We start from the raw sequence: 22,049 nt of genomic DNA, 5'->3' as shown, positions 1-22,049 counted from the left end.
GCCGTTCCACAACGTTCACGAGATCGGGGAAGCCGTGGGTAAGAGAGTGATGTGGTTCAACGGGTCCTGTGTGCCCTGGGAGGAGGCACGGGTCCACGTCTGGGACGAACTGGCGCTGCGCGGCGCCAACGTCTTCGAGGGCGTGACCGCCTTCTGGGACGCCGCACAGGACCGGCACCTGGTGCTGGCCGGGGAACAGCACCTGGACCGCCTCTACGGCTCCGCGCGCATCGCGGACATCCCCGTCCCCGAGTCGCGCGACGTCGTCCGCGCCGCACTGGCCGAGGTCGCGGCCCTGCACCCCGGCACGGATGTGTACCTGCGCCCCGCCTTCTACGCCGCCCAGGGCCGGTCGATCCTCTCGCCCGGGAGCGCGGGCGGCATGTACATCGGCGGATTCGAGTACGCCCCCACCACCCCGCCGGTGGTCCGGGCGGTCGTCAGCGGCCGCCGCCGCTTCGGCGGGCCGATCGGCCCGCAGGCCAAGTCCGGGGGGTCCTACCTCGACTTCCGCGTGTTCGAGCGGGAGCGGATCGAGCGGGACGCCGAGCACATCCTCATCCTCAACGACCGGGGACACGTGGCCGAGGCCGACGGGGCGGCCATCCTGCTGGTGCGGGACGGGCAGGTCCTCGTACCGTCGGCCGACACCGGAGTCCTGGACTCCATCACCAAGCGGATCGTCCTCGACCTCGCCCGGGAACTCGGGTTCACGGTGACCGAACGCGGCGTGCTGCGCGATGAGTTGTACGAAGCGCAGGTGCTGCTCGCCGGCACCCTGCTCGGAGTCCGTCCGGTCGGTACCACGGACGGCGTCGCCCCGCCCGACCCCCGCGCCACCGCGTGCGCCCGGGAACTGGCGGACGCGTACGGGAGGCTGTGCGGCGGCGAGCACCCGCTGTCCAAGGTCTACCTGACCCCGCTGGCCTGAGCGGCGGCGGTCATGCGCGAGATCGGCAGCGAAACGGTTCACCGCAACCCCTGGTTCTCCGTCCTGCGCAAGCGGTACGAGGACACCGGGGGAGCGCGGCACGCGTACTACATGGTCACGAAGCGGGACTCGGTGCTGGTGGCCGTCCGGCACGGCGACGGGTTCGTCGTCGTCGACCTGCCGAGGCCGACCTTCGACGGGGCGCGCAGCGTCGAGTTCCCGCAGGGCGGCATCGAGGAGGGGGAGTCCGCCGAGGACGCGGCGGTGCGCGAGGTCCTGGAGGAGACCGGCCTGCGGGTGACGGGGCTGCGGCACCTGGCCACCTTCGCCGAGAGCAGCGGCTTCGCCACGACCTCGTGCCACGCCTTCACCGCGGATGCGGCCGGCGGCGGCGGCACCGGCCGGGACGCGTTCGAGGCGGACATGACCACGCGCACGCTGACGTGGCGGGAACTGCGCGCCCTGGCGCGCGCCGGCGGCATCCAGGACTCGGCGACCCTCGCCGCCCTGGCGCTCCTGGAAGCCGCGGCAGATGCCGGCTGACCCGGCGGACGTCACGGTCCCGCTCTTCATCGACGTACGGGTCAGCCTGGCCAGCGGCGACGTCACGGCCCGTCCGCCCGGCCCGCCGACGGACGCGCCGGACCGTGTCCTCCTGGCGGGGCTCGGGCCGCTGCGGTCCGCGACCCCGCACGGCAGGAGCGCCCTGGTCCTCGAAACGGCCGCGGGCGAAAGGTGGCTGGTCGCGATCTCGGAGACGTCCGGGCTCGTCGCCTCGGTCGACCACCTCCGGCCCCGGGCCTGTCCGTAAGGCCCCGCCCGGCCCGCACCTCATGGCTGAGCGGCGACGGCCTCATGGCTGAGCAGCGACAACAGAGACAACAGGGATGACAGTGGCAAGCAGGTATGACGTGGTGGTCGCCGGCGGCGGCCTGGCGGGGGCGCTCACCGCACTCACCCTGTCCCGGCGGGGCATCGAGGTGCTGCTGGTCGAATCGGACCGGCTGGGAGGCGGCCAGTCCGGTCAGTCGCACGGCTATCTGCACCGGGGCTACGCCTTCGGCCCGAACGAAGACAGGCTCCCGGCCGTCCTGGCGCGCGCCGGGGAACACTGGGCCGCCCTCACCGAGGGGCTGGAACCGGTCACCCGGGAATCGGTCCTGTCGTTCTCCAACACCTCGGCGGTACGTCGCGCCGAAGGGTTCTGGCGGGCCTCGGGACTCCCCGTCGAGCCCGTCCGGAGACCCGGCTGGCTCGGCGGGGGACTCGTCTCCAGCTTCCGGAGCGAGGAGGCCACCTACGACTTCGGCCCCGTCCTGCGGGGCCTGGCGGCCCGGATCGCCGCCACGGGCACGGCGCTCGCCGTCGGCAGGGTCGACCGGATCATCGAGGAACAGGGCGGTGTACGGGCGGAGTTGACCACCCCGGACGGCAGGACCGAGACGGTTCTCAGCCGGGCGGTGGTCCTCGCCGCCGGTGCGGGCACCCCGGGGATACTCGGGCGTTCGGGCCTGCCGCCCGTCGTGCGGTGCCGGAAGGCCTTCATGCTGGTGCTGCGCGGCGAACTCCCCGTGGTCAGCGCGGTGTTCCCGGAGTACGAGGAACACGGCCTCTTCCTGGCCGGCCGGACGGGCCACGAGAGCGGCACCACCTGGCTCCTGTCGGACTTCCACTCCTTCGACAGCGCCCAGGGCTCCCCGGGCAGGCTCGCCGGTTGGTGGGCACGGCGGATGCTGTCCACGCTCACCCGGGTCGTCGACCCGTCGGTGCTGGCGGGCGTACGCCTCGTCTCCGGGTACCAGGCCGTCAAGTCGGGGCTGGCCCCGGTCAGCGGCACCGTGGCGCACGAGGTCAGCCAGCCGTGCCTCGGGGGCCTCGGGGTGACGGTCAGCCCGTCGAAGCTGACCCTCGCACCCCTGGCCGCCGAGAGCGCGGTGCGAGCGGTGTCCGGGGCGCTCGGTGCGCGGTTCACCGGCATGGACTGGGACCGGCTCGTGTCCGCCCCGCCGATGGCGGCGGCCGGGGGCCCCACGCTCGTCCGGTCCGTCGGCGAGGCGTGGGAATCGGACCTGGACGCGCTGAAGGACCCCGATCTGGCGAACGGCCTGCCCGGCATCCGCGAGCTCAGCTCCCTCTACGACCGCCCCTGACCCGTCGACGGACCGATGTCCTCGACGCGTCGGCCTCCTCGAAATCACCCTCCCGAAGGGAACCCGAATGCCGAGCGAACCGCCCGTGATAGAGACCCGCGGCCTCACCAAGACCTACAAGGTGAAGCCGCAGCTCACCGGCCGCTTCTCCGCCATCAGATCGCTCGTCGCCCCGGCGCGCGACGAGCGCACGGTGGTCAGCGGACTGACGCTCTCCGTCGGCCGGGGGGAACTGGTCGGGCTGCTCGGCCCCAACGGCGCCGGCAAGTCGACGTCGATCAAGATGCTGACGGGCATCCTCACCCCGACGTCCGGCGAGGTGTACGTCGACGGGCGGGTGCCGCACCGCAACCGGGAGGCCAACGCCCGCCGGATCGGGGCGGTGTTCGGGCAGAAGACCCAGCTGTGGTGGGACCTGCCGGCCCGCCACTCCTTCGGTCTGCTCCGCGACATCTTCGACATCCCCTCCGCCGACTACGCGCGCCAGCTCCGCGACGTCGACCAGGTCCTCGGCATCTCGGAGTTCTGGGACACCCCGGTACGCCTCATGTCGCTGGGGCAGCGGGTCCGCTGCGACATGGCGGCCGCGGTCCTGCACGACCCCGCCATCCTCTTCCTCGACGAACCCACCATCGGCATGGACGTGGTGGCCAAGGAACGTACCCGCGCGTTCCTGCTGCAACAGGTCAACGAGCGCGGCCGGGCCGTCGTGCTGACCACCCACGACATGACCGACGTCGCCAGGCTGTGCGAACGCGTCCTGCTGATCAACCACGGCCGGCTGGTCTTCGACGGAACCCTCGACGCGATGAAACTGCGCTACGGCGCCCGCAAGGTCGTCCACGTCACCTTCGGCGAGCCCGTCGCCCGGCCCGAAGTGCCCGGCACCCGGGTGCTCTCCTACGAGGGCACGCGCGCCACCCTCGTCCCCGAGGGCGACAGCACCGCCGAGGACGTGGTGAGGGCGCTGACGTCAGGGTTCCCGGTGGTCGGCATCACCGTCGAGGAGACGGACCTGGAGGAGCTCATGCGGAACGCCTACGAGGCCAAGAACGAAGCGCTCGTCGCATGAGTGCCGTCGCCGCCACGACCAGGGGCAGCGGCCGCGCCTGGCGGATCTGGCGCATCGTGCCGCTGTACCAGACGATCGCGTACCGGGGCCGCTTCTTCCTCGCGCCGTTCATGCTGGGCGTCCAGGTGTACGTCTACTACCTGCTGTGGACGGCGGTCTACCGGGGCAAGACGTCCGTCGCCGGGCTCGACGTCCGGCAGGCGGTGACGTACGCGACCCTGGCGATCCTGATCGGCCGCATCCGGTGGACCAACCGCATGGTCTCCAAGGACTCGCTGCCGCAGCGCACCCGTGAAGGCACGGTCATCTACTGGTTCCTGCGGCCGATCTCGCCCGGCCGCTACTACATGTACCGCGCCCTCGGCGACATGGGCTACGGCGCGGTGTGGGCCCTGGTCGGATATCTGGTGGCCCTGGCGTCCGGAGTGATCGGCGCACCGGCCTCGGGCACGGTGGCGCTGGTGTTCGCCGTGAGCCTCGTGCTCGGACAGATGATCCTCTACTACCTGGGGCAGCTCGTCGACCTCGCCACGTTCTGGCTGATCTCCAACACCGGGCTCACCCGCATGTACGGCTTCGTGCAGGACCTGCTCTCGGGGGTCTTCGTCCCGCTCTGGTTCCTGCCGGGCTGGCTGTTCACCACCGCCTCGGTCCTGCCCTTCGCCGCGACGGTCAACGTACCCATCTCGATCTACGTGGGCCGGATCCCGCTCGACCAGGCCCCCGGGCACCTGCTGCGCGAGGTGTGCTGGGTCGTCGCCCTCGCCGTGCTGACCCGGATCGTCTGGTCGCGGGCGGCCCGGCGCGTGACCTCTCAGGGAGGCTGAGCCATGACCACGACGATCGACGTGTCCCGCTCCGCACGGCTGCGGTCGCAGGTGAACAGGACCGGCCGCGTCCTGCGGATCGTGCTGCGCACCACAGCCGTGAACATCAGGGGACGCCTGGAGTACCCGGGCGACTTCGCCTTCGAGATCTTCTTCGGCATCCTTTGGCAGACGTCGACGCTCGCCTTCGCCGCCGTGCTCCTCACCCGCTTCGACGGGCTGGGCGACTTCCCGAACGGCGGGGTCCTGCTCATCGTCGGCATGCGCCTGATGTCCCACGGGCTGTTCACCATGGTGTTCGGCAACCTCTCGGACCAGCTGCTGGAACTCGTCGAGGAGGGCAGGGTCGAGGGATTCTTCCTGCGGCCGATGTCGGTGCTCACCCAGATCCTCATCAGCCGCTTCAACATCAACGCCCTGGGCGACTTCTTCGTCGGGGTCACCGTGTGCGCCGCGGCGGTCACACAGGCCCCCGTGCACTGGGACACCGGAGCCGTCCTCTACCTCGGCGCGGCGATCATCGGCGGGGTGTTCCTGGAGGCGGCCGTGCAACTGCCCCTGGCCGCGCTGCTGTTGCGCTCACCGTTCGCTCACGGCGTCGGCAAGTGGATCGACGACATCATGGCGACCATCGGGAACTACCCCCTGTCGATCCTGCCGCTCTTCCTGCGGGGCGCGTTCACCTTCGTCCTGCCGCTCGCCTTCGTCGCCTACTTCCCCGTGCTGGTCCTGCTCGACAGGGAGCCGGGACACGGCCCCATGGCCCTGCTCGCGCAGTGGTCGCCCGCGGTCTGCGTGGTGCTGTTCCTCCTCGCGAAGCGGCTGTGGAACTGGAACCTCGCCCACTACCGCAGCAACGGGGGCTGAGGCGCCGATGGAGCGACGGACCACCCGCACACCACCGCCCTACGCCCTGGTCGCCACCGACCTCGACGGCACGCTGCTGCGCTCCGACCGCACGGTGGGCGACCGCACCAGGGCCGCCCTGTCCCTGCTCGCCGGGCACGGGGCACGGCACGTCGTCGTCACCGGCCGGTCCGTCTCGTGGACGCGGCACGTCCTGGCCGACCTCGGCTGCACCGGCCTCGCGGTCTGCGGCCAGGGCGGCCAGGTGTACGACATCGACGCCGGCCGCCAGCTGACCTCCGTCACCCTGGACCGGCGCCTCGCCAGGACGGTCCTCGCCCGGACCGAGGCGGTGACCGGCCCGCTGATCCCGGCCGGCGACCGGGACGGCGTGGACGGCGAGGTGGTGGCCGCCCCCGGCTACCGGCACGACCTGGAGGGCGAGACGCCGATCCTCCGGGCGACCGCCGAGGACGAACTGTGGGCCCTGCCCGTACGGAAGGTGTACGTGCAGCACGCCACGCTCGACGAGCACGCGCTGGCCGAGGCCGTGACCCGGGCCGCCGGGGGCCGGGTCTCGGTGGTCGTGGCGGGGCCCGGCGAGGTGGAGATCCTCCCGGCGGGACTGGACAAGGCCACCGGCCTCTCCTTCGTCGCCCGGCACCTGGGACTGGAGGCCGCCGACGTCATCGCGTTCGGGGACATGCCCAACGACATCCCGATGCTCACCTGGGCCGGCCGCGGGATCGCCGTCGCCGGGGCGCACGAGGCGCTCAAGGCGGTCGCCGACGAGGTGGCACCCGGCAACGACGAGGAGGGCGTGGCCACGGTCATCGAGCGGGTCTTCGGGGGCGGTTGAGCCATCCGGTCAGGACGTGGGACGGTGGCGCGGCGGTCCCGCCCGCTGAGGCCGCTCATGCGTACTCGCGCCACCCGCACCGAGGAGCGACCCGTGACCGCAGGCGTACCCGACCCCCTGATCGACACGAGCAAGCCGCATCCGGCGCGCGTCTATGACTGGCTGCTGGGCGGCAGGGACAACTATCCGGCCGACCGGCAGGTGGCCCGGGGGCTGCCGGCGGAGGCGCGCGGCAACGCGGCGCGCAACCGGGCGTTCATGCACCGGGCGTCGGCCTGGCTGGCGCGGGGCGGGATCGACCAGTTCCTCGACATCGGCTCCGGAATCCCCACGGAGCCCAATCTCCACCGGATCGTCCAGGCGGTCACGCCGTCCGCCCGGGTCGTGTACGCGGACAACGATCCGATCGTGCTGCGGCACGCCGAGGCGCTGCTCGACGGCAGCCCCGAGGGGGTCACGGAGTACCTGCACGCCGACGTACGGGAGCCGGGGGTGATCCTCGAACGGGCGGGGGCGGTGCTGGACTTCGGGCGGCCCGTCGCCCTGTCGCTCATCGCGCTGATGCACTTCATGCCGGACGACCGCGATCCGTACGGCATCACCCGGGCCCTGGTCGGCGCGCTGGCTCCGGGCAGCTTCCTGGCGCTGTCGCACGGCACCGCCGACCAGCATCCGGAGCTCAGGCGGGAGACCGAGGCGGCGTACGAGAAGGGGGCCATCGCGCTGCGGATGCGCACCCGTGCGGAGGTCGAGCCGTTCTTCGAGGGGCTGGACCTCGTCGAGCCGGGACTCGTCCCCGCGACCGAGTGGTACCGCGAGGGGGCCGCGCCGGCCGTCGAGCGCAGCGGGTTCTACGTGGGTGTCGCGCGGGTCCGGTGAGCCGGAGGCCTCAGGCCGTCCCGTCCCGCAGCGGCTTCGCGAAGCAGTGGCTGCTTTCGTACGTCCGGTAGTGGCCGAACTTCTCGCAGGGTGTGTAGCCGCTGGAGAGGTACAGCGCGATCGCCTCGGGCTGCTTGTCGCCGGTCTCCAGGACCATGCGGGTGCGGCCCGCCGTCCGGGCGTCGGCCTCCAGGGCGGCCAGGATGCGGCGGGCCAGGCCGTGACCGCGCCCCTCGGGTATCACGAACATCCGCTTGAGCTCGGCGTCACCGTCCGAGTAGCCCTCGTCGTTGCGCTCCTGCGCGCGCCAGCCGCCGGTCGCGACCGGGCGGTCCGACATGTCGTAGGCGAGCAGGTACAGGCCGCGCGGCGGGTCGAACATCGTGGCGTCCAGCGGTGTGATGTCGCCCTCGTCCCCGTAGCGCTCGGCGTATTCGAGCTGCACCTGGTCGTTGAGTTTGACGGCGTCGGGGTGATCGTAGGGCCGTGGCTGGATATTCATGCGAATGATGGTACATGTATGCGAACGACTGGGTCGGTATCGTGCCGGAATGCTCACCGTTACCAGCGTAAATGTGAACGGTCTCCGTGCCGCCGCCAAGAAGGGCTTCGTCGAGTGGCTGGCGCAGACCGACGCCGATGTGATCTGCCTCCAGGAGGTGCGGGCCGAGGCGCAGCAGCTGCCCGAGGACGTACGTGAGCCGGAGGGCTGGCACACCGTCCACGCACCGGCCGCCGCCAAGGGCAGGGCCGGGGTCTCGCTCTACTCCCGCCGGGCGCCCGAGCGGGTGCAGACCGGCTTCGGCGGCTTCGGTGCCCCCGGGGCGGAGGAGTTCGACGCGAGCGGCCGGTACGTCGAGATCGACCTGCCGGGCGTCACGGTCGCGAGCCTGTACCTGCCCTCCGGCGAGGTCGGCACGGAGCGGCAGGAGGAGAAGGAGCGCTTCATGGCCGCGTTCCTGCCCTACCTGGCCGGGCTGAAGACGCGCGCCGCCGCGGAAGGCCGCGAGGTGGTGGTCTGCGGCGACTGGAACATCGCGCACCAGGAGGCCGACCTCAAGAACTGGAAGGGCAACAAGAAGAACTCCGGCTTCCTCCCCGAAGAGCGGGCCTGGCTGACCCGGGTCTTCGAGGAGGCCGCGTACGTCGATGTCGTACGGGCGCTGCACCCGGACGTCGAGGGCCCGTACTCGTGGTGGTCCTACCGGGGCCGCGCATTCGACAACGACACGGGCTGGCGGATCGACTACCAGGTGGCCACCGAGGGGCTGGCCGCGCGCGCCGTGAAGGCGTACGTGGAGCGGGCCGCGAGCCACGCGGAACGGTGGAGCGATCACGCGCCCGTGACCGCCGTCTTCGACCTGTAGGGAGTGGGTGGAGGGCCTCGTCAGGCTGCGTCGCCCGCTGTCGCCCGCTGTCGCCCGCTGTCGCCCGCCGGCTCCCGAGGGCTTCCCCCGGGAGCCGGACGTTGTGATGATTTCGCCATGGCCGACAGATCTCCGCTCACATATCAGGCGCGCTACGGCTGGGACCGCCGGACCGCCGGAACAGTGGCGTTCGCCGCCGTCTTCACCGCGGTCCTGCTCCTTCCGGGTGTGCCGCTGCTCGGGCGGCTGCTGGGGCTGCCGCTGTTCGGCCTGGGCGGGCTGTTCATGGCGTACACGGCGTTGAGCCGCAAGGTGGCGTTCAGGGTGGACGAGACGGGCGTGCTCCTCGGTGGAAGTCCGGCCAGATACCGGGCCACCACGAACCATGTGCCCTGGGCCGATATCACGGGCGTCGTTCTCTGGAGCCAGACCGTCGGCGGCGCATCACTGCCCTACGTCGGGCTTGCGCGACGGAAGGGCGCTCCCCCGCTGTTCGGTGACGGTCCGACGGCTCGTGCCGTCGTGGGCGCCTTCGTTCCTGTCTCCGCCGACGTCGTGATGGCCTCCCGGGCAGCTCAGGGGTGGCGCCTCGACAGGGAGCGGCTGGCCGCCGCCGTCGCCCACTTCGCGCCCGGCGTGCCGGTGAACGAGCACGCCGCACAGGGCGGCTCCGGTGAACCCGCGCCCATGTGACACGGCGAGTGCCGCTCGGTCGGGGCGGGCCGTCTACTCCGGCGGCTTCGCCGCCTCCGCGTCGCGGCGCAGTCGCCGGTCCAGGGCCATGGAGAGCTCCGCGTCGACCACCGCGCGTGCCAGCGGCCGCAGCTGGGGAGGCTCCTCCTGTGTGCTGTGATCGCGCAGGGTCGAGACGAAGAGGTCGGCCAGAGCGTCCGCGTGCTCGCGGACCCGCCGGCCGGAGGCGAGGACGGTGGCGAGCGGGACGCCCTCCCGCACCAGTTCGGCGGAGACCTCCAGGAGGCGGCGGCTGATGTGCACGATCTCGTCGCCGTCCGTGCCGAGGTAGCCCAGCTCCATCGCGGCCGCCAGGTTCTCCGGCGTCGACTCGCCCTCGAAGTAGTCCGCGAGCCGCTCGGGTGTGAGCCGGACCGGGGTCTCCTCGGTCGGTTCGCCCAGGCCCAGTACCTCGGCCACGTCGCGGCCGCTCTCGAAGGTGCGGGCCAGGTCGGCGATGCCGGTCAGGGTGTGGCCGCGCTCCAGCAGGCCGGTGATCGTGCGCAGCCGGGCGAGGTGGTGGTCGTCGTACCAGGCGATGCGGCCCTCGCGGCGCGGTGGTGAGATCAGGCCGCGTTCCCGGTAGAAGCGCAGGGTCCGGACGGGGATGCCGGCTTCCTTGGCCAGCTCCTCCATGCGGTATTCGCGGTGCTCGTGTCCGTCAGCCACCCCCGCACCCTACCGGCCGGTCCGGGGCGCGGGCCGCTTGTTGAACCGCCGGTAACTTTCCCTGGCCGCACCCCTACCCATCGGTACGGGGCTGCTCTAGTCTCCCAACAGTGCCAGTGATTGCTGGCAGAGTCGTGTGACGTACCGCGGGGAGGCGGCAGCATGGCCCAGCACGAACACGTACGAGTGGCGGTGATCGGATCCGGATTCGGGGGCCTCGGAGCCGCTGTCCGGCTCCGCCGCGAAGGCATCACCGATTTCGTGATCCTGGAACGCGCCGGTTCGGTGGGAGGTACCTGGCGCGACAACAGCTATCCGGGCTGCGCCTGCGACGTACCGTCCCACCTCTACTCGTTCTCGTTCGCCCCCAACCCCGAGTGGCCGCGCACCTTCTCCGGGCAGGAGCACATCCGCGCCTACCTGGAGCACGTCGCGGACACCTTCGGACTGCGCCCGCACCTCAGGCTGGACCACGAGGTGACGATGATGCGCTGGGACGGCGACGAGCTGAACTGGGTCATCGAGAGCGCGAACGGCACGACCGTCGTGGCCGATGTCGTCGTCTCCGCGACCGGGCCGCTCTCCGACCCGAAGCTGCCCGACATCCCGGGTCTGGCCGACTTCCCGGGCAAGGTCTTCCACTCCGCCCGCTGGGACCACGACGCCGACCTCACCGGCAAGCGCGTCGCGATGGTCGGCACCGGCGCCTCCGCCATCCAGATCGTGCCGTCGATCCAGCCGAAGGCCGCGAAGCTCACCCTGTTCCAGCGCACCCCGCCCTGGGTCATGCCGAGGATGGACCGGCAGATCAGCGGCGCCGAACGCTGGCTGCACCGCACGCTCCCCTTCACCGGCACCGCACGCCGCGGACTGCTCTGGGGGATAAGGGAGTTGCAGGTCAGCGCCTTCACCAAGCACCCGGACCAGCTGGGCCTGGTCGAGCGGATAGCCAAGTCCAACATGGCCCGCTCCATCAAGGACCCGGCGCTGCGCGCCAAGCTGACCCCCTCGTACCGCATCGGCTGCAAGCGCATCCTGCTCTCCAGCGCCTACTACCCGGCGCTCGCTCAGCCCAATGTGGACGTCGTCGCCTCCGGTCTGAGCGAGGTGCGCGGCTCCACGGTCGTCGCCTCCGACGGTACGGAGGCCGAGGTCGACGCGATCGTGCTCGGCACCGGCTTCCACGTGACCGACATGCCGATCGCCGACCGCGTGGTGGGCGCGGAGGGGAACACCCTCGCGGAGTCCTGGAAGGGCGGCATGCAGGCGCTGCGCGGCGCGAGCGCGGCCGGCTTCCCCAACTGGATGACGATCATCGGCCCCAACACGGGCCTGGGGAACTCCTCGATGATCCTGATGATCGAGGCCCAGCTCAACTACATGGCCGACTACCTCCGCCAGCTGGACGTGCTCGGCGGACGGGTCGCACTCGACGCCCGCCCCTCCGCCGTCGGAGCCTGGAACCACCGCGTCCAGGAACGGATGAAGCGCACCGTCTGGAACACCGGCGGCTGCACCAGCTGGTACCTGGACGCCAACGGGCGCAACACCACCGTCTGGCCCGGCACCACCGCCGAGTTCCGCAAGGTGACCCGGACGGTCGACATATCCGAGTACCAGGTCGTCCGCGTACCCGCGCAGCGCGGCGCGGAGCAGGCCGTCTCCGAGGAGGTCGCCGGATGAGCCGCCCGACCACCCGCAGCGGCAGCACCCGCCCGGTGCCCGTACGCGAACTCATGGCCGTCTCCGCCGACGGCTCCCGCGTCCACGTCGAGGTGCACGGACCGGACGGCGCCCCGGCCGTGGTCCTCGCCCACGGCTGGACCTGCAACACCGGCTTCTGGGACGCCCAGATCAGGGACCTCGCCGTCGACCACCGCGTCATCGCCTACGACCAGCGCGGCCACGGCACCTCACCCGCCGCCCGCCCCGCCGGATACACCACCGAGGCGCTGGCCGACGACCTCGAAGCGGTGCTCGCCGCCACACTGGAACCGGGCGAGAAGGCCGTACTGGCCGGCCACTCCATGGGCGGCATGACCATCATGGCCGCCGCCCGCCGGGCCGGACTCCGCGAACACGCCGCCGCCATACTGCTGTGCAGCACCGGTAGTTCGCGGCTGCTCGCCGAATCACGCGTCGTGCCGATGCGGGCAGGGGCGGTGCGCACCCGCCTCACCCGCGCCATCCTCGGCGCCCGCGCGCCCCTCGGGCCCGTCACTCCGCTCTCGCGCCGCATCCTCAAGTACGCGACCATGGGACCGGGTTCGGCACCGGACCGGGTCGACACCTGCGCCCGGATCGTGCACGCCTGCCCCCGTACCCCCAGGTTCGCCTGGGGCCACGTCCTCGCGGAGCTCGACCTCGACGAGGGCGTACGGGAGCTGCGGGTGCCCACCGCGGTGATCGCGGGCACGGAGGACCGGCTGACGCCGCCCGTCCACGCCCGCGCCATAGCGGCGGCGCTCCCCGACTGCCTCGGCCTCACCGAACTGGAGGGCCTGGGACACATGACGCCGGTGGAGGCACCGGAGGCGGTCACGGCGAAAATACGGGAACTGGTGACCGGGTGCCTCCAGGTGCGCGGAACGGCGGTAGTCGAGAGCAAGGAAGAGGAGGGGGTCGCATGAGCGGCAGGCGCGGTCTCGAAGGACAGGTCGTCGTCGTCACGGGCGCGGCGCGCGGTGTGGGCGAGCTGCTGGCCCGCAAGCTCTCGGCACGCGGCGCGAAGCTCGCGCTGGTCGGCCTGGAGCCGGACGAGCTGAAGAAGGTCTCGGAGCGGCTGCACGGCGACAGCGAACACTGGCACGCCGATGTCACCGATCACGAGGCGATGGCCCGCGTCGCCCAGGAGGTCAAGGAGCGCTTCGGCAAGATCGACGTCGTCGTCGCCAACGCGGGCGTCGCCTCCGGCGGACCGTTCGTCGACTCCGACCCGGTGGCCTGGCGCCGGGTCATCGAGGTCAACCTGATCGGCGGCGCGGTCACCGGCCGGGCGTTCCTGCCGATCCTGATGGAGAGCCGCGGCTACTTCCTCCAGATCGCCTCCCTCGCCGCGATCACACCCGCGCCGATGATGACCGCCTACTGCGCCTCCAAATCAGGCGTCGAGGCCTTCGCCCACAGCCTGCGCGCGGAGGTCGGCTACCGGGGAGTGAAGGTCGGCGTCGGCTACCTCTCCTGGACCGACACCGACATGGTGCGCGGCGCCGACGAGGACGACGTCATGCGCGAGCTGCGCCAGCGGCTGCCCCGGCCGATGAACCGCACGTACCCGCTCGGCCCGGCGGTCGACCGGATAGTGGCCGGCATCGAGCGCCGCTCACCCCACGTGTACGCACAGTGGTGGCTGCGCGGCATGCAGTCGGTACGCGGCTACCTGCCCTCCCTGATCGGTGTCGGCGGCCGTCGCGAGATGAAGAGGTTCGGCTCGCGCCTTGAGGGCGTCAGCAAGGGGCTCGTCGGAGCGGGAGGCGCCGCTGACCAGCACGAACGGTCCTCGCGCACACAGCGTGAATGATCGAAATGCGATGAATGCCCGGTCGTGTAAGTCTGGTCGAGGCCCCCACGGGGCCGTCCCCACGCACCCCACCGAGGAGTGAACAGCATGGGCATCGCCGACCAGTTCAAGGACAAGGCGCAGGATCTTGCCGACCAGGCGCAGAAGAAGATGAAGGACGGCAAGGGCGAAGGCCAGGGCCGGTCGCAGGACGCGTCCGAGCGGGCCTCCGACGCGTCGGAGCAGGGTCGCGACAAGGCCCGGGGTGCGGCGGACGACGTTCGCGAGAAGTTCGACCGCTGAACCCCGGTCGCGCATGAGTGACGTGTATCGAGGGGCGTGCCCGGATTCGTTCCGGGTGCGCCCTTCCGTGCGTCATCAGTGCCGCGGACCCACCGCCACCGCTGCCGCTCGCCCCGGGATCACGACCCGGCCCCCAGCAGCGTGACCAGCCGCCCCACCGCCTCCACGACGGGCCGGCCCACCTCGCCGACCGTGGCCGCGATCTGCGCGACGGACGCCAGAGCGAGGCCGCGCTCCCGCAGGGCGCCCCGGTCGGCAGTGAGCTCGGGCAACGTGCCCTGGACGGTCCGGGCCTGGTCCGGGGCGAGGTGCGGACGCAGTTCCCGCAGGAGGCGGGTGAGGTCCTCGACGGCGGCCCGCAGTTCGGCGTCCTGGGCGGGACCGCCGACGGTGCCGTGGTTGATGCCGATGTTCTGGCGGCCGCCGTTCATGTTCACCACGGGGCCGTAGTAGTTCGACGCGTCACTCACAGTTTGAACCCCGTGTTTCCCCGGCCGTTGGTCATGTTGACGACAGGGCCGTAGTTGTTCGTGCTGTTGTTGTGGAACTGCCGCACGATCGCGGTGAACTCCGCCTCCGGGTTGTCGATCGCCTGCACGATCCGTCCGGCGATCTCCCGCAGTTCGTCCATGCTCGGCAGGGTCACGACCACCCTGGAGCCGCTGTTCATCTCGACGACCAGCACCGGCTTCGCGGACGCGATCAGTTCCCTGAGGACGACGACCAGGCAGACCGCGAGGACGATGAGGAGGAGACTGCCGTACCCGTTCCCCTCGACGTCACCCTCGTACCTGTCCCCGCTCCCGTTCGCGTAGTTGATCGCGGCGTGGACCAGGACGGCGACGACCAGCCATTACACGAGGCGGCTGAAGGCCCTGCCCCAGTTGTGGCTGAGCCTGAAGGCGTCGACCCAGCTGATGTTGTGCAGCGGGACGGCCGCCGACCCCACCCACAGCGTGCGGCGGGTGCCCCGGAGGACCAGGGGGTCTCCCTTGCGGGTGGACCGGTCGTTCACCCCCGGGTTGTTGAGGCGTCCAGGTACCGCAGAGCCGGGATGGAGGGGCCGCCCCTGCGACGGCAGTGGGGGAGCCGGCGGCCGTGGCGGAGGAGCTTGGGGCGGTGGTTCGGGGGGTGATGTGCCGGGTGTTCCTGTGTCGCCCATGGCTCCCCCGTGTGGTCGTCAGTCCCATCCGCATGCAGCGGAAGCACCATTAAGCGCCCGGGGGCGGTTGCGAGGCAGGCAAGAAGGAGCCAAATTGCCGTGCGGTGGCCGGTAGTTGAGACATTGGCCGCGTCTCCCGGGGTCGATCTCCTGGTCATCGGCATCCCAGGACCCGCGCCGGGCGGCCCGGAGGCGAGCGCATCGCTGATCCGCAGGTTGCTGCATCCCAGCGGGTGCTCGGCCCTGGTGGGGTCCTGTGAAGAACCGGTCGTGTCCTGTCGCGCGTCCTGTTCTACGGTGCTATCAGTCACCTACGACGGGGGAGAGACATGGGTGGGGCGGGGAAGTTGTGGGCCGAGCGGATCGCCGAGCGGCATCGGGGGGTCGTGGATCCCAGGCCGTTGGTGGGTGAGCCGGCGGGTCCGGCTGTGGATGCCGGTGTGGGTGAAGCGGGGGCTGGGCGGTGAGTGGTGACGGGGCGGATCTGCATCTCGACAAGGAGTCGGTCACCAAGTTCACCAAGGGCCTGAACACCACGATCGACGAGCTCGGTGACCTCGGCGGCGCCACGGGCTCCGTGATGGGTAAGGGTTTCTCGTCGTTGGCGATCACGGGGATGGAGGCCGGGCACCACGGTGTCTCGGTCGACTTCGAGGACTTCTGCGAGCGCTGGGAGTGGGGAGTGCGGGCCCTGGTACGGGACGCGAGCGGGCTCGCGGACCGGCTCGGCCTGGCGGCGGGTACGCAGTGGGAGAACGACCAGTACATCGCGGGCACCCTCAAGGTCGGTGCGAACGCCGTGTTCGGCGGGAACCCGCACGCGAGTGAGGAGGAGATCGCCAAGCAGAACTGGGGCGACATCTTCACGCCGGACTACCTGGACCCGGACTTCAGCCCGGAGTCGTTCGAGAAGGCCGGCCAGGACATGGGGCAGACCTGGAAGGACACCGGCCGCACCGTTTTGACCGAAGGGTATGGCGGGCGGCAGTCGGACATGTTCAACAGTGCGCTGGGCATCTCCGACGAGCAGTTCAACCAGTCGCTGGACGACACACTGGGGCCGTCGCCGGAGGAACGCGCGCAGCAGGAGCAGCAGCAGGGCGAGTCGGGGGACAACTGAGCGTGGGTATAGGCGACTTCATCAAGGACATCACGCCGGACTCGGTCGAGGACGTGGTCGAGGACGGTGTCGAGTGGGCCGGTGACCGGGTCGAGGACGTCGGGAACTGGACGGCCGACCGGCTGGACGACGTCGGCTGGGAGTCCGGGGCGGACTGGGTGCGGGAGCAGTCGCGTTCGGTCGCCAACCGGATGGGTGCCGAGGTCGACGAGATGGACCTCGGGCAGACCGAGGACAAGACGAAGCTGATCTACGGCAGTGTCAGCAAGCTCAACGCCACCGTCACCAAGCTCCGCGCCTTCCAGGCGGCGTTCGACGGGACCGGCGACGGCTTGAAGGGTTTGGACTCCGGGGAGCTCAAGGGCGAGACGGCCAATGCGCTGCGCACGGCGGTGAGCACTCAGCCGCCCAAGTGGTACGCCGCCGCCGACGCGACGACGAAGGCGCTCGGGGCGCTGGATTCGTTCGCCTCCACCGTGAGCTGGGCGCAGGGCCAGGCGCAGACGGCGATCGACAAGTGGAAGGAAGGCGTCAAGGCGTCCGAGACCGCTGCCGACGCCCACCGCAAGAAGGTCGACGACTTCAACAAGGCGGTCGACCGCTACAACGCCAAGCCGTCGGACCAGCGTGACCCCTCCGAGCTGCCGCCCCGACCGGCCTCGACGTTCGAGGACCCGGGCAAGAAGCTGATGCAGGATGCGCAGGACGTCCTGGCCGAGGCCCGTGAGCAGCGGAACTCGGCTGCGCAGACCGCCCGCACCGCGATCAGTGCCGCCCGTGACATGGCGCCGAAGAAGCCGTCGTACTCCGAGCAGTTGCGTGACGGGTTCGACGAGGCGCAGATCATGGGGATGCATATAGACGGTGGCATCGTCAAGGCCACTGCGGGCACGCTCAACTTCGTCCGCAGCGTCAACCCGATGGACCCGTACAACCTGACGCACCCGGCCGAATACGTCACGTCCCTGAACAGCCTGGCCGCGGGTCTGGTGGTCGCCGCGAACGACCCGACCGGCACGGGCATCCAGATGGCCAAGGACTTCATGAAGGACCCGGCCGAGGGCTTCGGCCGGCTGATCCCCGACATCGCGATGACGATCGCCACCGGCGGTGGCGGCGCCGCGGTGAAGGGCGCCCGCGTCGCGGAGGAGGCGTCGGAGGCTGCCCGGCTGCGCCGGCTGGTCGACGACGTCCCGGAGGGCACCCACCGCCGCCCGGACGGGGAACGCGTAAGCGAGGGCACCGACCCCGTCGACCTCGCCACGGGCCGGATGTATCTCCCGCAGACCGATGTCACGATCCCGGGGATCCTGCCGCTGGTCTTCACCCGCCGTACCGAGTCCGGTCTGGCCATCGGCCGCTTCCTGGGCCCGTCCTGGACCTCCACCGTCGACGAACGCCTCCAAGTCGACGCTATCGGCGTCCTCCACGTCACCGCCGACGGGCTCCTGATCCACTACCCGCACCCGATCCCGGGCACGCCCACCGTGTCGGAGTCGGGCACGTCCCGCACCCTGCTGGCCCGCGACGGCAACGGCGACTACACGCTCACCGACCCCGACAGCGGCCTCGTCCTCGACTTCAACGCCCCGGCCGGCGCCGAACCGGGGGGCGACGGCGTGGCGTGGCTGTCGGAGATCAGCGAGCGCAACGGCCACACGATCGCGATCGACCGCGACGAGGACGGTGTGCCGCTGGCCCTGGCCCACTCGGCGGGCCACCAGCTGAACCTGTCCACCACAGGTGGCCTGGTCACCGCTCTGTCCCTGGCCGGGGCGGGCGAGGACGGCACCGACCTCGTCCTGATGGGCTACGGCTATCAGGACGGCGTCCTGACCACCGTCACCAAACCGTCCGGCGCCACCACCACCTTCGTCCACGACGATCGCCATCGCGTCACGGCCTGGATCGACTCGAACGACAGCCGTTACGACTACGTCTACGACGACCAGGACCGGGTGACAGCCGAGGGCGGCGAGGCCGGCCACGTCCACATCACCCTGGCCTACACCGAACCGGACCCGGAGACGGGCCACCGCACCACCACCCTCACCACAGCAGACGGCCACACCACCCGCCATGTCTTCGGCCCCGGCTGCCTCCCTCTGGCCGTCACCGACCCACTCGGCCGCACCACCCGGTTCCGCTACGACCCACGCGGCAACCTCACCACCCGCACCGACCCCCTGGGCCGCACCACCGCCTTCGCCTACGACGAGGACGACCGCCTCACCGCCACCACAGGTCCCGACGGAGGCGAACTGCACACCGTGCGCGGCCTGTTCGGCCGCCCGGTGGAGGTCATCGGCCCGGACGGCAACCGGGTACTCAACGAGTTCGACGAACGCGGCAACCGCACGGCGGCCACCGACCCGGCCGGCGCCACGACCCGCTACACCTACGACCGGGGCGGCCGGCTCACTTCGGTCACCGACGCACTCGGCGCCACCACTCATGTGGTGTGCGACGCGGCCGGCCTGCCGGTGAAGGTGACCGACCGGGCCGACGCCGTCATGCTCACGGAGCGGGACGCACTCGGCAGACCGGTCCGCACCACCGATCCGGTGGGCGGCGTCACCCGCCTGGAGTGGCACCCCGACGGACAGCTCTCCCGGCGCACCGGTCCGGACGGCGCCTCGGAGTCATGGACGTACGACGGCGAGGGCAACACCCTCACCCACACCGACCCGGTCGGCGGCGTCTCCCGCTCCGAATACACCCACTTCGACCTGCTGGCCGCCCGCACCGGCCCGGACGGCGCCCGCTACGAGTTCGAGCACGACAACAACCTGCGCCTCGCCCGAGTCACCAACCCCCAAGGCCTGGACTGGTCCTACGAGTACGACGCGGCCGGCCACATCGTCTCCGAGACCGACTTCGACGGCCGCACCCTCCGCTACGAGCTGGACGCCGCGGGCCAGGTCGCCACCCGCACCGACGCGCTCGGCGGGGCCATCGCGTTCGAGCGCGACCAGCTCGGCCAGGTGGTCCGCAAGGACGCCGACGGCCAGACGACGACCTACGCCTACGACCGGGCGGGACGTCTGCTGGAGGCGACCGGCCCGGACAGCGAACTCCGCTACCAGTACGACCGGCGCGGACTCACCAAGACCGAACTGGTCGACGGCCGCGCGATGAACTACGCCTACGACGCCCTGGGCCGCCGCACCCGCCGCACCACCCCCACCGGCCACGTCACCACCTACACCTACGGCACCGACGGCCGCCCCCAGCGCCTGAGCAGCGGCGATCACCGGATCGACTTCACCCACGACGCCGTGGGCCGGGAACTGTCCCGCGTCTTCGGCGACACGGTCACCATGACGTCGGCCTGGGACGAGGCCGGGCGGCTCTCCGCGCAGCACATCACTGCCGGAGCCCGCTCCGTCAACAGCCGTGCCTACTCCTACGGCGCCGACGGCAACCTGACCTCCATCGCCGACCGGCTCTCGGGCACCCGCACCTTCGACCTCGACGGGTCGGGCCGCGTCACCGCCGTCCACGCCAAGAACTGGACGGAGCGTTACGCCTACGACGACGCCGGCAACCAGACCTCGGCATCCTGGCCGGACCGCCACCCAGGCAGCGAAGCCACCGGCTCCCGCGCCTACAACGGCACCACCATCACCCGCGCCGGAGACGTCCGCTTCACCCACGATGCCCTCGGCAGGATCACCCAGCGCCGCAAGACCCGCCTCTCCCGCAAACCCGACATCTGGCACTACACCTGGAACACGGAAAACCGCCTCACCTCCGTCACCACCCCCGACGGAACCCGCTGGCGCTACCGCTACGACCCACTCGGCCGCCGCACCGCCAAACAGCGCCTCACGGCCGACGGCGAGAACGTGGCCGAGGAGATCTGCTTCACCTGGGACGGCCTGACCCTCTGCGAACAGACCACCCACCACCCCGACGCCCCCAACACGGTCGCCCTCACCTGGGACCACCGCGGCCACACCCCCCTGGCCCAGACCGAACGCATCCTCACCCCCGACGACCGCCAGACCGAGATCGACCGCCGCTTCTTCGCCATCGCCACCGACCTGATCGGCACCCCCACCGAACTCATCGACGAGTCCGGCGACATCGCCTGGCGCTCCCGCTCCACCCTCTGGGGCACCACCGCCTGGCCCCGCAACAGCGACACCTACACCCCACTCCGCTTCCCCGGCCAGTACTACGACCCCGAAACCGGCCTCCACTACAACCTCTTCCGCCACTACGACCCCGAAACCGGCCGCTACGCCTCCGCCGACCCCCTCGGCCTCGCCCCCGCCCCCAACCCCGTCGCCTATGTACACAACCCGCACAGGTGGACAGACCCGCTCGGCTTGTCCCCTTACTCGGAGGAGAAGGTTCCGGTCTACCGGGGGACGGACCGTATGGCGGAGAACTCCATCGTGGACGAGACAGGCCACCTCATGAGCGAGGCGGCCCAGCGCGCGTACTTCGAGGGAGGTTCGATCGATGACGCACTTCGCGTGTCTCAGGAGGCACATGCGTCTGCGCTCAAGGAATGGGGGAGCCCGGACTCGCTCGCCCATGCCCATTCGGAGTTCGGAACGGAGATGCAGCAGGCCTACGGCCCCCGGTCGGTGATGTCGTTCACGACGGACCCGGAGGTTGCGAAGTACTTCGCGAATGGTGGGCCCGTCTACCGTGCCATGATCCGTCCGAGCGAAGGGATCTGGCAGAGCCTGCCCGGAGCAGGCGAGAGCGAAGTTCTGATCCCCAACATGATCAAGGTGGAACCGTGGCCGGGCTGACAGTGAGATTTCGCAAGTGGGACACGCAGTACTTTCCGGCAGGAGAACTGGTCAGGGCTGACGAACCGATCCGCGACTTCGACGAACTGGAGGACCGCCTGCTCGCGGACCACCCTCGAATGCGCCGTATCCTGGTTCGTCTACTTCCTGGCCGACCGCTTTTCCGCTTTTACCTGCACTGGAGCGACGGAACCGACCTGGTTTCCCTCGACAGGCGGGTCGCCGCCGGGACAGCGACCGAAGCGGACTTCGCCGGGGCCGTCGTCGGAGAGCCGTACAGCACCTCGCACCCAGCCTGCGGTGCGAGGTTCCGGGTGATCGAAATGACCACGGCCGTTCCACTGTTCTCAGACAGCCTCGAACGCTCACACGCCCACGCGTACCGCAATGAGTGCCCGGCCTGCGGGGAGCGTTTCACCGGCAACGCGCTGGAGTTCATCCCACCCGAAACGCCGTAAGGCTCGTCCGGGCCGCGCCCGGCCAGGATCAGTGCCACAGGCATCAATTCGTGACAGAGGCTTAAAAGCATGGATGACATCGCTGGTGGTGAAATCCAGGTCTACTCGGTGGAAGAGAGGAGTGCTGGTGCCGCAACGTGCGCCGTTCGCTGCGTAGACGGCGTAGTGCGCACCGGCCGGCCGTTCAGGCTTCGTCTCAACGATGACGCAACAGGAGGCCCGGTATTCCTGAGCCTCGACTGGATCAAACTCTATGGAAAGGTCACGGACTCTCTCTATCCGCCCTATAGTGCCTTGGTCCAGCTGTCAGGGGACGGTGTGCGTCTTCTGGTGAGAGGTCTGATCCTTACCTCTTCTACCTCTTCCGCGACTGATGAGTCATGAACAAAATGTCCGATCAGGATGG

The 22,049-nt window shown here is 70.6% G+C and carries 23 protein-coding genes and 1 pseudogene; 18 read left to right on the top strand and 6 right to left on the bottom strand.

Going from position 1 to position 22,049, the window contains the following annotated elements; all coding sequences use genetic code 11:
• Positions 1–34 precede the first annotated feature (34 nt).
• The 9 genes from ACGFU6_RS19070 (at position 35) to ACGFU6_RS19030 (ending at position 7,564) form a co-directional block, all read left to right on the top strand.
• Positions 35–931: an aminotransferase class IV gene (locus ACGFU6_RS19070; RefSeq protein ID WP_393612170.1), complete on the top strand. Its 897-nt coding sequence runs from the start codon at positions 35–37 to the stop codon at positions 929–931.
• Between the two features lie 12 nt (positions 932–943).
• Positions 944–1,474, top strand: a complete 531-nt coding sequence (locus tag ACGFU6_RS19065) for an NUDIX hydrolase (RefSeq protein WP_393612168.1) — start codon at positions 944–946, stop codon at positions 1,472–1,474.
• Complete coding sequence (locus ACGFU6_RS19060) at positions 1,464–1,742, top strand: hypothetical protein (protein ID WP_393612166.1); 279 nt, start codon at positions 1,464–1,466, stop codon at positions 1,740–1,742. Before ACGFU6_RS19065 ends, ACGFU6_RS19060 begins: the two co-directional genes overlap by 11 nt.
• Before the next feature lie 82 nt (positions 1,743–1,824).
• Positions 1,825–3,081 carry an NAD(P)/FAD-dependent oxidoreductase gene (locus ACGFU6_RS19055; protein WP_393612165.1) on the top strand — a complete coding sequence of 419 codons (1,257 nt, stop codon included), beginning with the start codon at positions 1,825–1,827 and terminating at the stop codon, positions 3,079–3,081.
• A gap of 67 nt (positions 3,082–3,148) precedes the next feature.
• A complete protein-coding gene (locus ACGFU6_RS19050) occupies positions 3,149–4,153 on the top strand; it encodes an ATP-binding cassette domain-containing protein (protein ID WP_393612163.1) in 1,005 nt (334 codons plus the stop codon).
• The gene (locus ACGFU6_RS19045; protein WP_393612161.1) at positions 4,150–4,980 is read left to right on the top strand and encodes an ABC transporter permease; all 831 of its coding nucleotides are present in this window, start codon (positions 4,150–4,152) and stop codon (positions 4,978–4,980) included. The genes ACGFU6_RS19050 and ACGFU6_RS19045 overlap by 4 nt, the downstream gene beginning before the upstream one ends.
• 3 nt (positions 4,981–4,983) lie before the next feature.
• Complete coding sequence (locus ACGFU6_RS19040) at positions 4,984–5,847, top strand: ABC transporter permease (protein WP_393612159.1); 864 nt, start codon at positions 4,984–4,986, stop codon at positions 5,845–5,847.
• 7 nt (positions 5,848–5,854) lie between these two features.
• Positions 5,855–6,685, top strand: a complete 831-nt coding sequence (locus ACGFU6_RS19035) for an HAD family hydrolase (protein WP_393612158.1) — start codon at positions 5,855–5,857, stop codon at positions 6,683–6,685.
• Positions 6,686–6,778: 93 nt separating this feature from the next.
• Positions 6,779–7,564, top strand: coding sequence for an SAM-dependent methyltransferase (locus ACGFU6_RS19030; RefSeq protein ID WP_393612157.1), 786 nt, complete (start codon positions 6,779–6,781; stop codon positions 7,562–7,564).
• Between the two features lie 10 nt (positions 7,565–7,574).
• On the opposite strand, the gene ACGFU6_RS19025 is transcribed toward ACGFU6_RS19030, so the two are convergent.
• On the bottom strand, positions 7,575–8,066 hold the full coding sequence (locus ACGFU6_RS19025; protein WP_393612156.1) for a GNAT family N-acetyltransferase: 492 nt from the start codon (positions 8,064–8,066) through the stop codon (positions 7,575–7,577).
• Between the two features lie 49 nt (positions 8,067–8,115).
• On the opposite strand from ACGFU6_RS19025, the gene ACGFU6_RS19020 reads away from it, so the two are divergent.
• Positions 8,116–8,931: an exodeoxyribonuclease III gene (locus tag ACGFU6_RS19020; RefSeq protein WP_393612155.1), complete on the top strand. Its 816-nt coding sequence runs from the start codon at positions 8,116–8,118 to the stop codon at positions 8,929–8,931.
• A 117-nt stretch (positions 8,932–9,048) separates the two neighbouring features.
• Positions 9,049–9,624 (top strand): hypothetical protein, encoded by a 576-nt coding sequence (locus ACGFU6_RS19015; protein WP_393612154.1) that lies wholly within the window; start codon positions 9,049–9,051, stop codon positions 9,622–9,624.
• A 33-nt stretch (positions 9,625–9,657) separates the two neighbouring features.
• Here ACGFU6_RS19015 and ACGFU6_RS19010 read toward each other — a convergent pair whose 3' ends face one another.
• Complete coding sequence (locus tag ACGFU6_RS19010; RefSeq protein WP_393612282.1) at positions 9,658–10,299, bottom strand: MerR family transcriptional regulator; 642 nt, start codon at positions 10,297–10,299, stop codon at positions 9,658–9,660.
• Positions 10,300–10,494: 195 nt separating this feature from the next.
• Here ACGFU6_RS19010 and ACGFU6_RS19005 point away from each other — a divergent pair, with 195 nt between their 5' ends.
• From ACGFU6_RS19005 to ACGFU6_RS18990, 4 genes are all read left to right on the top strand, one after another.
• Entirely contained in the window at positions 10,495–12,015 is a 1,521-nt protein-coding gene (locus tag ACGFU6_RS19005; RefSeq protein WP_393612152.1) for a flavin-containing monooxygenase, read from the top strand.
• Positions 12,012–12,962 carry an alpha/beta fold hydrolase gene (locus tag ACGFU6_RS19000; RefSeq protein WP_393612151.1) on the top strand — a complete coding sequence of 317 codons (951 nt, stop codon included), beginning with the start codon at positions 12,012–12,014 and terminating at the stop codon, positions 12,960–12,962. Before ACGFU6_RS19005 ends, ACGFU6_RS19000 begins: the two co-directional genes overlap by 4 nt.
• The gene (locus ACGFU6_RS18995) at positions 12,959–13,852 is read left to right on the top strand and encodes an SDR family oxidoreductase (protein WP_393612149.1); all 894 of its coding nucleotides are present in this window, start codon (positions 12,959–12,961) and stop codon (positions 13,850–13,852) included. Before ACGFU6_RS19000 ends, ACGFU6_RS18995 begins: the two co-directional genes overlap by 4 nt.
• Before the next feature lie 87 nt (positions 13,853–13,939).
• Positions 13,940–14,134 (top strand): hypothetical protein, encoded by a 195-nt coding sequence (locus ACGFU6_RS18990; protein ID WP_393612147.1) that lies wholly within the window; start codon positions 13,940–13,942, stop codon positions 14,132–14,134.
• A 119-nt stretch (positions 14,135–14,253) separates the two neighbouring features.
• Here the strand turns inward: ACGFU6_RS18990 and ACGFU6_RS18985 are convergent, their stop codons facing one another.
• From ACGFU6_RS18985 to ACGFU6_RS18970, 4 genes and pseudogenes are all read right to left on the bottom strand, one after another.
• Positions 14,254–14,604 carry a hypothetical protein gene (locus ACGFU6_RS18985; RefSeq protein WP_393612145.1) on the bottom strand — a complete coding sequence of 117 codons (351 nt, stop codon included), beginning with the start codon at positions 14,602–14,604 and terminating at the stop codon, positions 14,254–14,256.
• Positions 14,601–14,765, bottom strand: a complete 165-nt coding sequence (locus tag ACGFU6_RS18980) for a hypothetical protein (protein ID WP_393612143.1) — start codon at positions 14,763–14,765, stop codon at positions 14,601–14,603. The genes ACGFU6_RS18985 and ACGFU6_RS18980 overlap by 4 nt, the downstream gene beginning before the upstream one ends.
• 15 nt (positions 14,766–14,780) lie before the next feature.
• A pseudogene (locus ACGFU6_RS18975) lies at positions 14,781–14,954 on the bottom strand (hypothetical protein); the annotation flags it as partial.
• 33 nt (positions 14,955–14,987) lie between these two features.
• Positions 14,988–15,149, bottom strand: coding sequence for a hypothetical protein (locus tag ACGFU6_RS18970; protein ID WP_393612141.1), 162 nt, complete (start codon positions 15,147–15,149; stop codon positions 14,988–14,990).
• A gap of 610 nt (positions 15,150–15,759) precedes the next feature.
• On the opposite strand from ACGFU6_RS18970, the gene ACGFU6_RS18965 reads away from it, so the two are divergent.
• The 3 genes from ACGFU6_RS18965 to ACGFU6_RS18955 are packed head-to-tail and all read left to right on the top strand — an operon-like array spanning position 15,760 to position 21,643.
• A complete protein-coding gene (locus ACGFU6_RS18965) occupies positions 15,760–16,416 on the top strand; it encodes a hypothetical protein (RefSeq protein ID WP_393612139.1) in 657 nt (218 codons plus the stop codon).
• Between the two features lie 2 nt (positions 16,417–16,418).
• Positions 16,419–21,185 (top strand): putative T7SS-secreted protein, encoded by a 4,767-nt coding sequence (locus ACGFU6_RS18960; RefSeq protein WP_393612137.1) that lies wholly within the window; start codon positions 16,419–16,421, stop codon positions 21,183–21,185.
• Positions 21,173–21,643, top strand: coding sequence for a hypothetical protein (locus ACGFU6_RS18955; RefSeq protein WP_393612135.1), 471 nt, complete (start codon positions 21,173–21,175; stop codon positions 21,641–21,643). The genes ACGFU6_RS18960 and ACGFU6_RS18955 overlap by 13 nt, the downstream gene beginning before the upstream one ends.
• Positions 21,644–22,049 lie beyond the last annotated feature (406 nt).

It is taken from the genome of Streptomyces sp. NPDC048462 (genome assembly GCF_043200175.1).
In the GTDB taxonomy this organism is placed as follows: Bacteria; Actinomycetota; Actinomycetes; order Streptomycetales; family Streptomycetaceae; genus Streptomyces.
The sequence above is the reverse complement of the archived record's forward strand: the minus strand, read 5'-3'. Positions and strand labels throughout refer to the sequence as shown.

Excerpts from the sequence above, each read along its gene's own strand:
- ACGFU6_RS19065 (WP_393612168.1), top strand. The coding sequence starts at position 944 with ATGCGCGAGATCGGCAGCGAAACGGTTCACCGCAACCCCTGGTTCTCC.
- ACGFU6_RS19060 (WP_393612166.1), top strand. The coding sequence starts at position 1,464 with ATGCCGGCTGACCCGGCGGACGTCACGGTCCCGCTCTTCATCGACGTA.
- ACGFU6_RS19050 (WP_393612163.1), top strand. The coding sequence starts at position 3,149 with ATGCCGAGCGAACCGCCCGTGATAGAGACCCGCGGCCTCACCAAGACC.
- ACGFU6_RS19045 (WP_393612161.1), top strand. The coding sequence starts at position 4,150 with ATGAGTGCCGTCGCCGCCACGACCAGGGGCAGCGGCCGCGCCTGGCGG.
- ACGFU6_RS19040 (WP_393612159.1), top strand. The coding sequence starts at position 4,984 with ATGACCACGACGATCGACGTGTCCCGCTCCGCACGGCTGCGGTCGCAG.
- ACGFU6_RS19035 (WP_393612158.1), top strand. The coding sequence starts at position 5,855 with ATGGAGCGACGGACCACCCGCACACCACCGCCCTACGCCCTGGTCGCC.
- ACGFU6_RS19025 (WP_393612156.1), bottom strand. The coding sequence starts at position 8,066 with ATGAATATCCAGCCACGGCCCTACGATCACCCCGACGCCGTCAAACTC.
- ACGFU6_RS19020 (WP_393612155.1), top strand. The coding sequence starts at position 8,116 with ATGCTCACCGTTACCAGCGTAAATGTGAACGGTCTCCGTGCCGCCGCC.
- ACGFU6_RS19015 (WP_393612154.1), top strand. The coding sequence starts at position 9,049 with ATGGCCGACAGATCTCCGCTCACATATCAGGCGCGCTACGGCTGGGAC.
- ACGFU6_RS19010 (WP_393612282.1), bottom strand. The coding sequence starts at position 10,299 with ATGGAGGAGCTGGCCAAGGAAGCCGGCATCCCCGTCCGGACCCTGCGC.
- ACGFU6_RS19005 (WP_393612152.1), top strand. The coding sequence starts at position 10,495 with ATGGCCCAGCACGAACACGTACGAGTGGCGGTGATCGGATCCGGATTC.
- ACGFU6_RS19000 (WP_393612151.1), top strand. The coding sequence starts at position 12,012 with ATGAGCCGCCCGACCACCCGCAGCGGCAGCACCCGCCCGGTGCCCGTA.
- ACGFU6_RS18995 (WP_393612149.1), top strand. The coding sequence starts at position 12,959 with ATGAGCGGCAGGCGCGGTCTCGAAGGACAGGTCGTCGTCGTCACGGGC.
- ACGFU6_RS18990 (WP_393612147.1), top strand. The coding sequence starts at position 13,940 with ATGGGCATCGCCGACCAGTTCAAGGACAAGGCGCAGGATCTTGCCGAC.
- ACGFU6_RS18980 (WP_393612143.1), bottom strand. The coding sequence starts at position 14,765 with ATGGACGAACTGCGGGAGATCGCCGGACGGATCGTGCAGGCGATCGAC.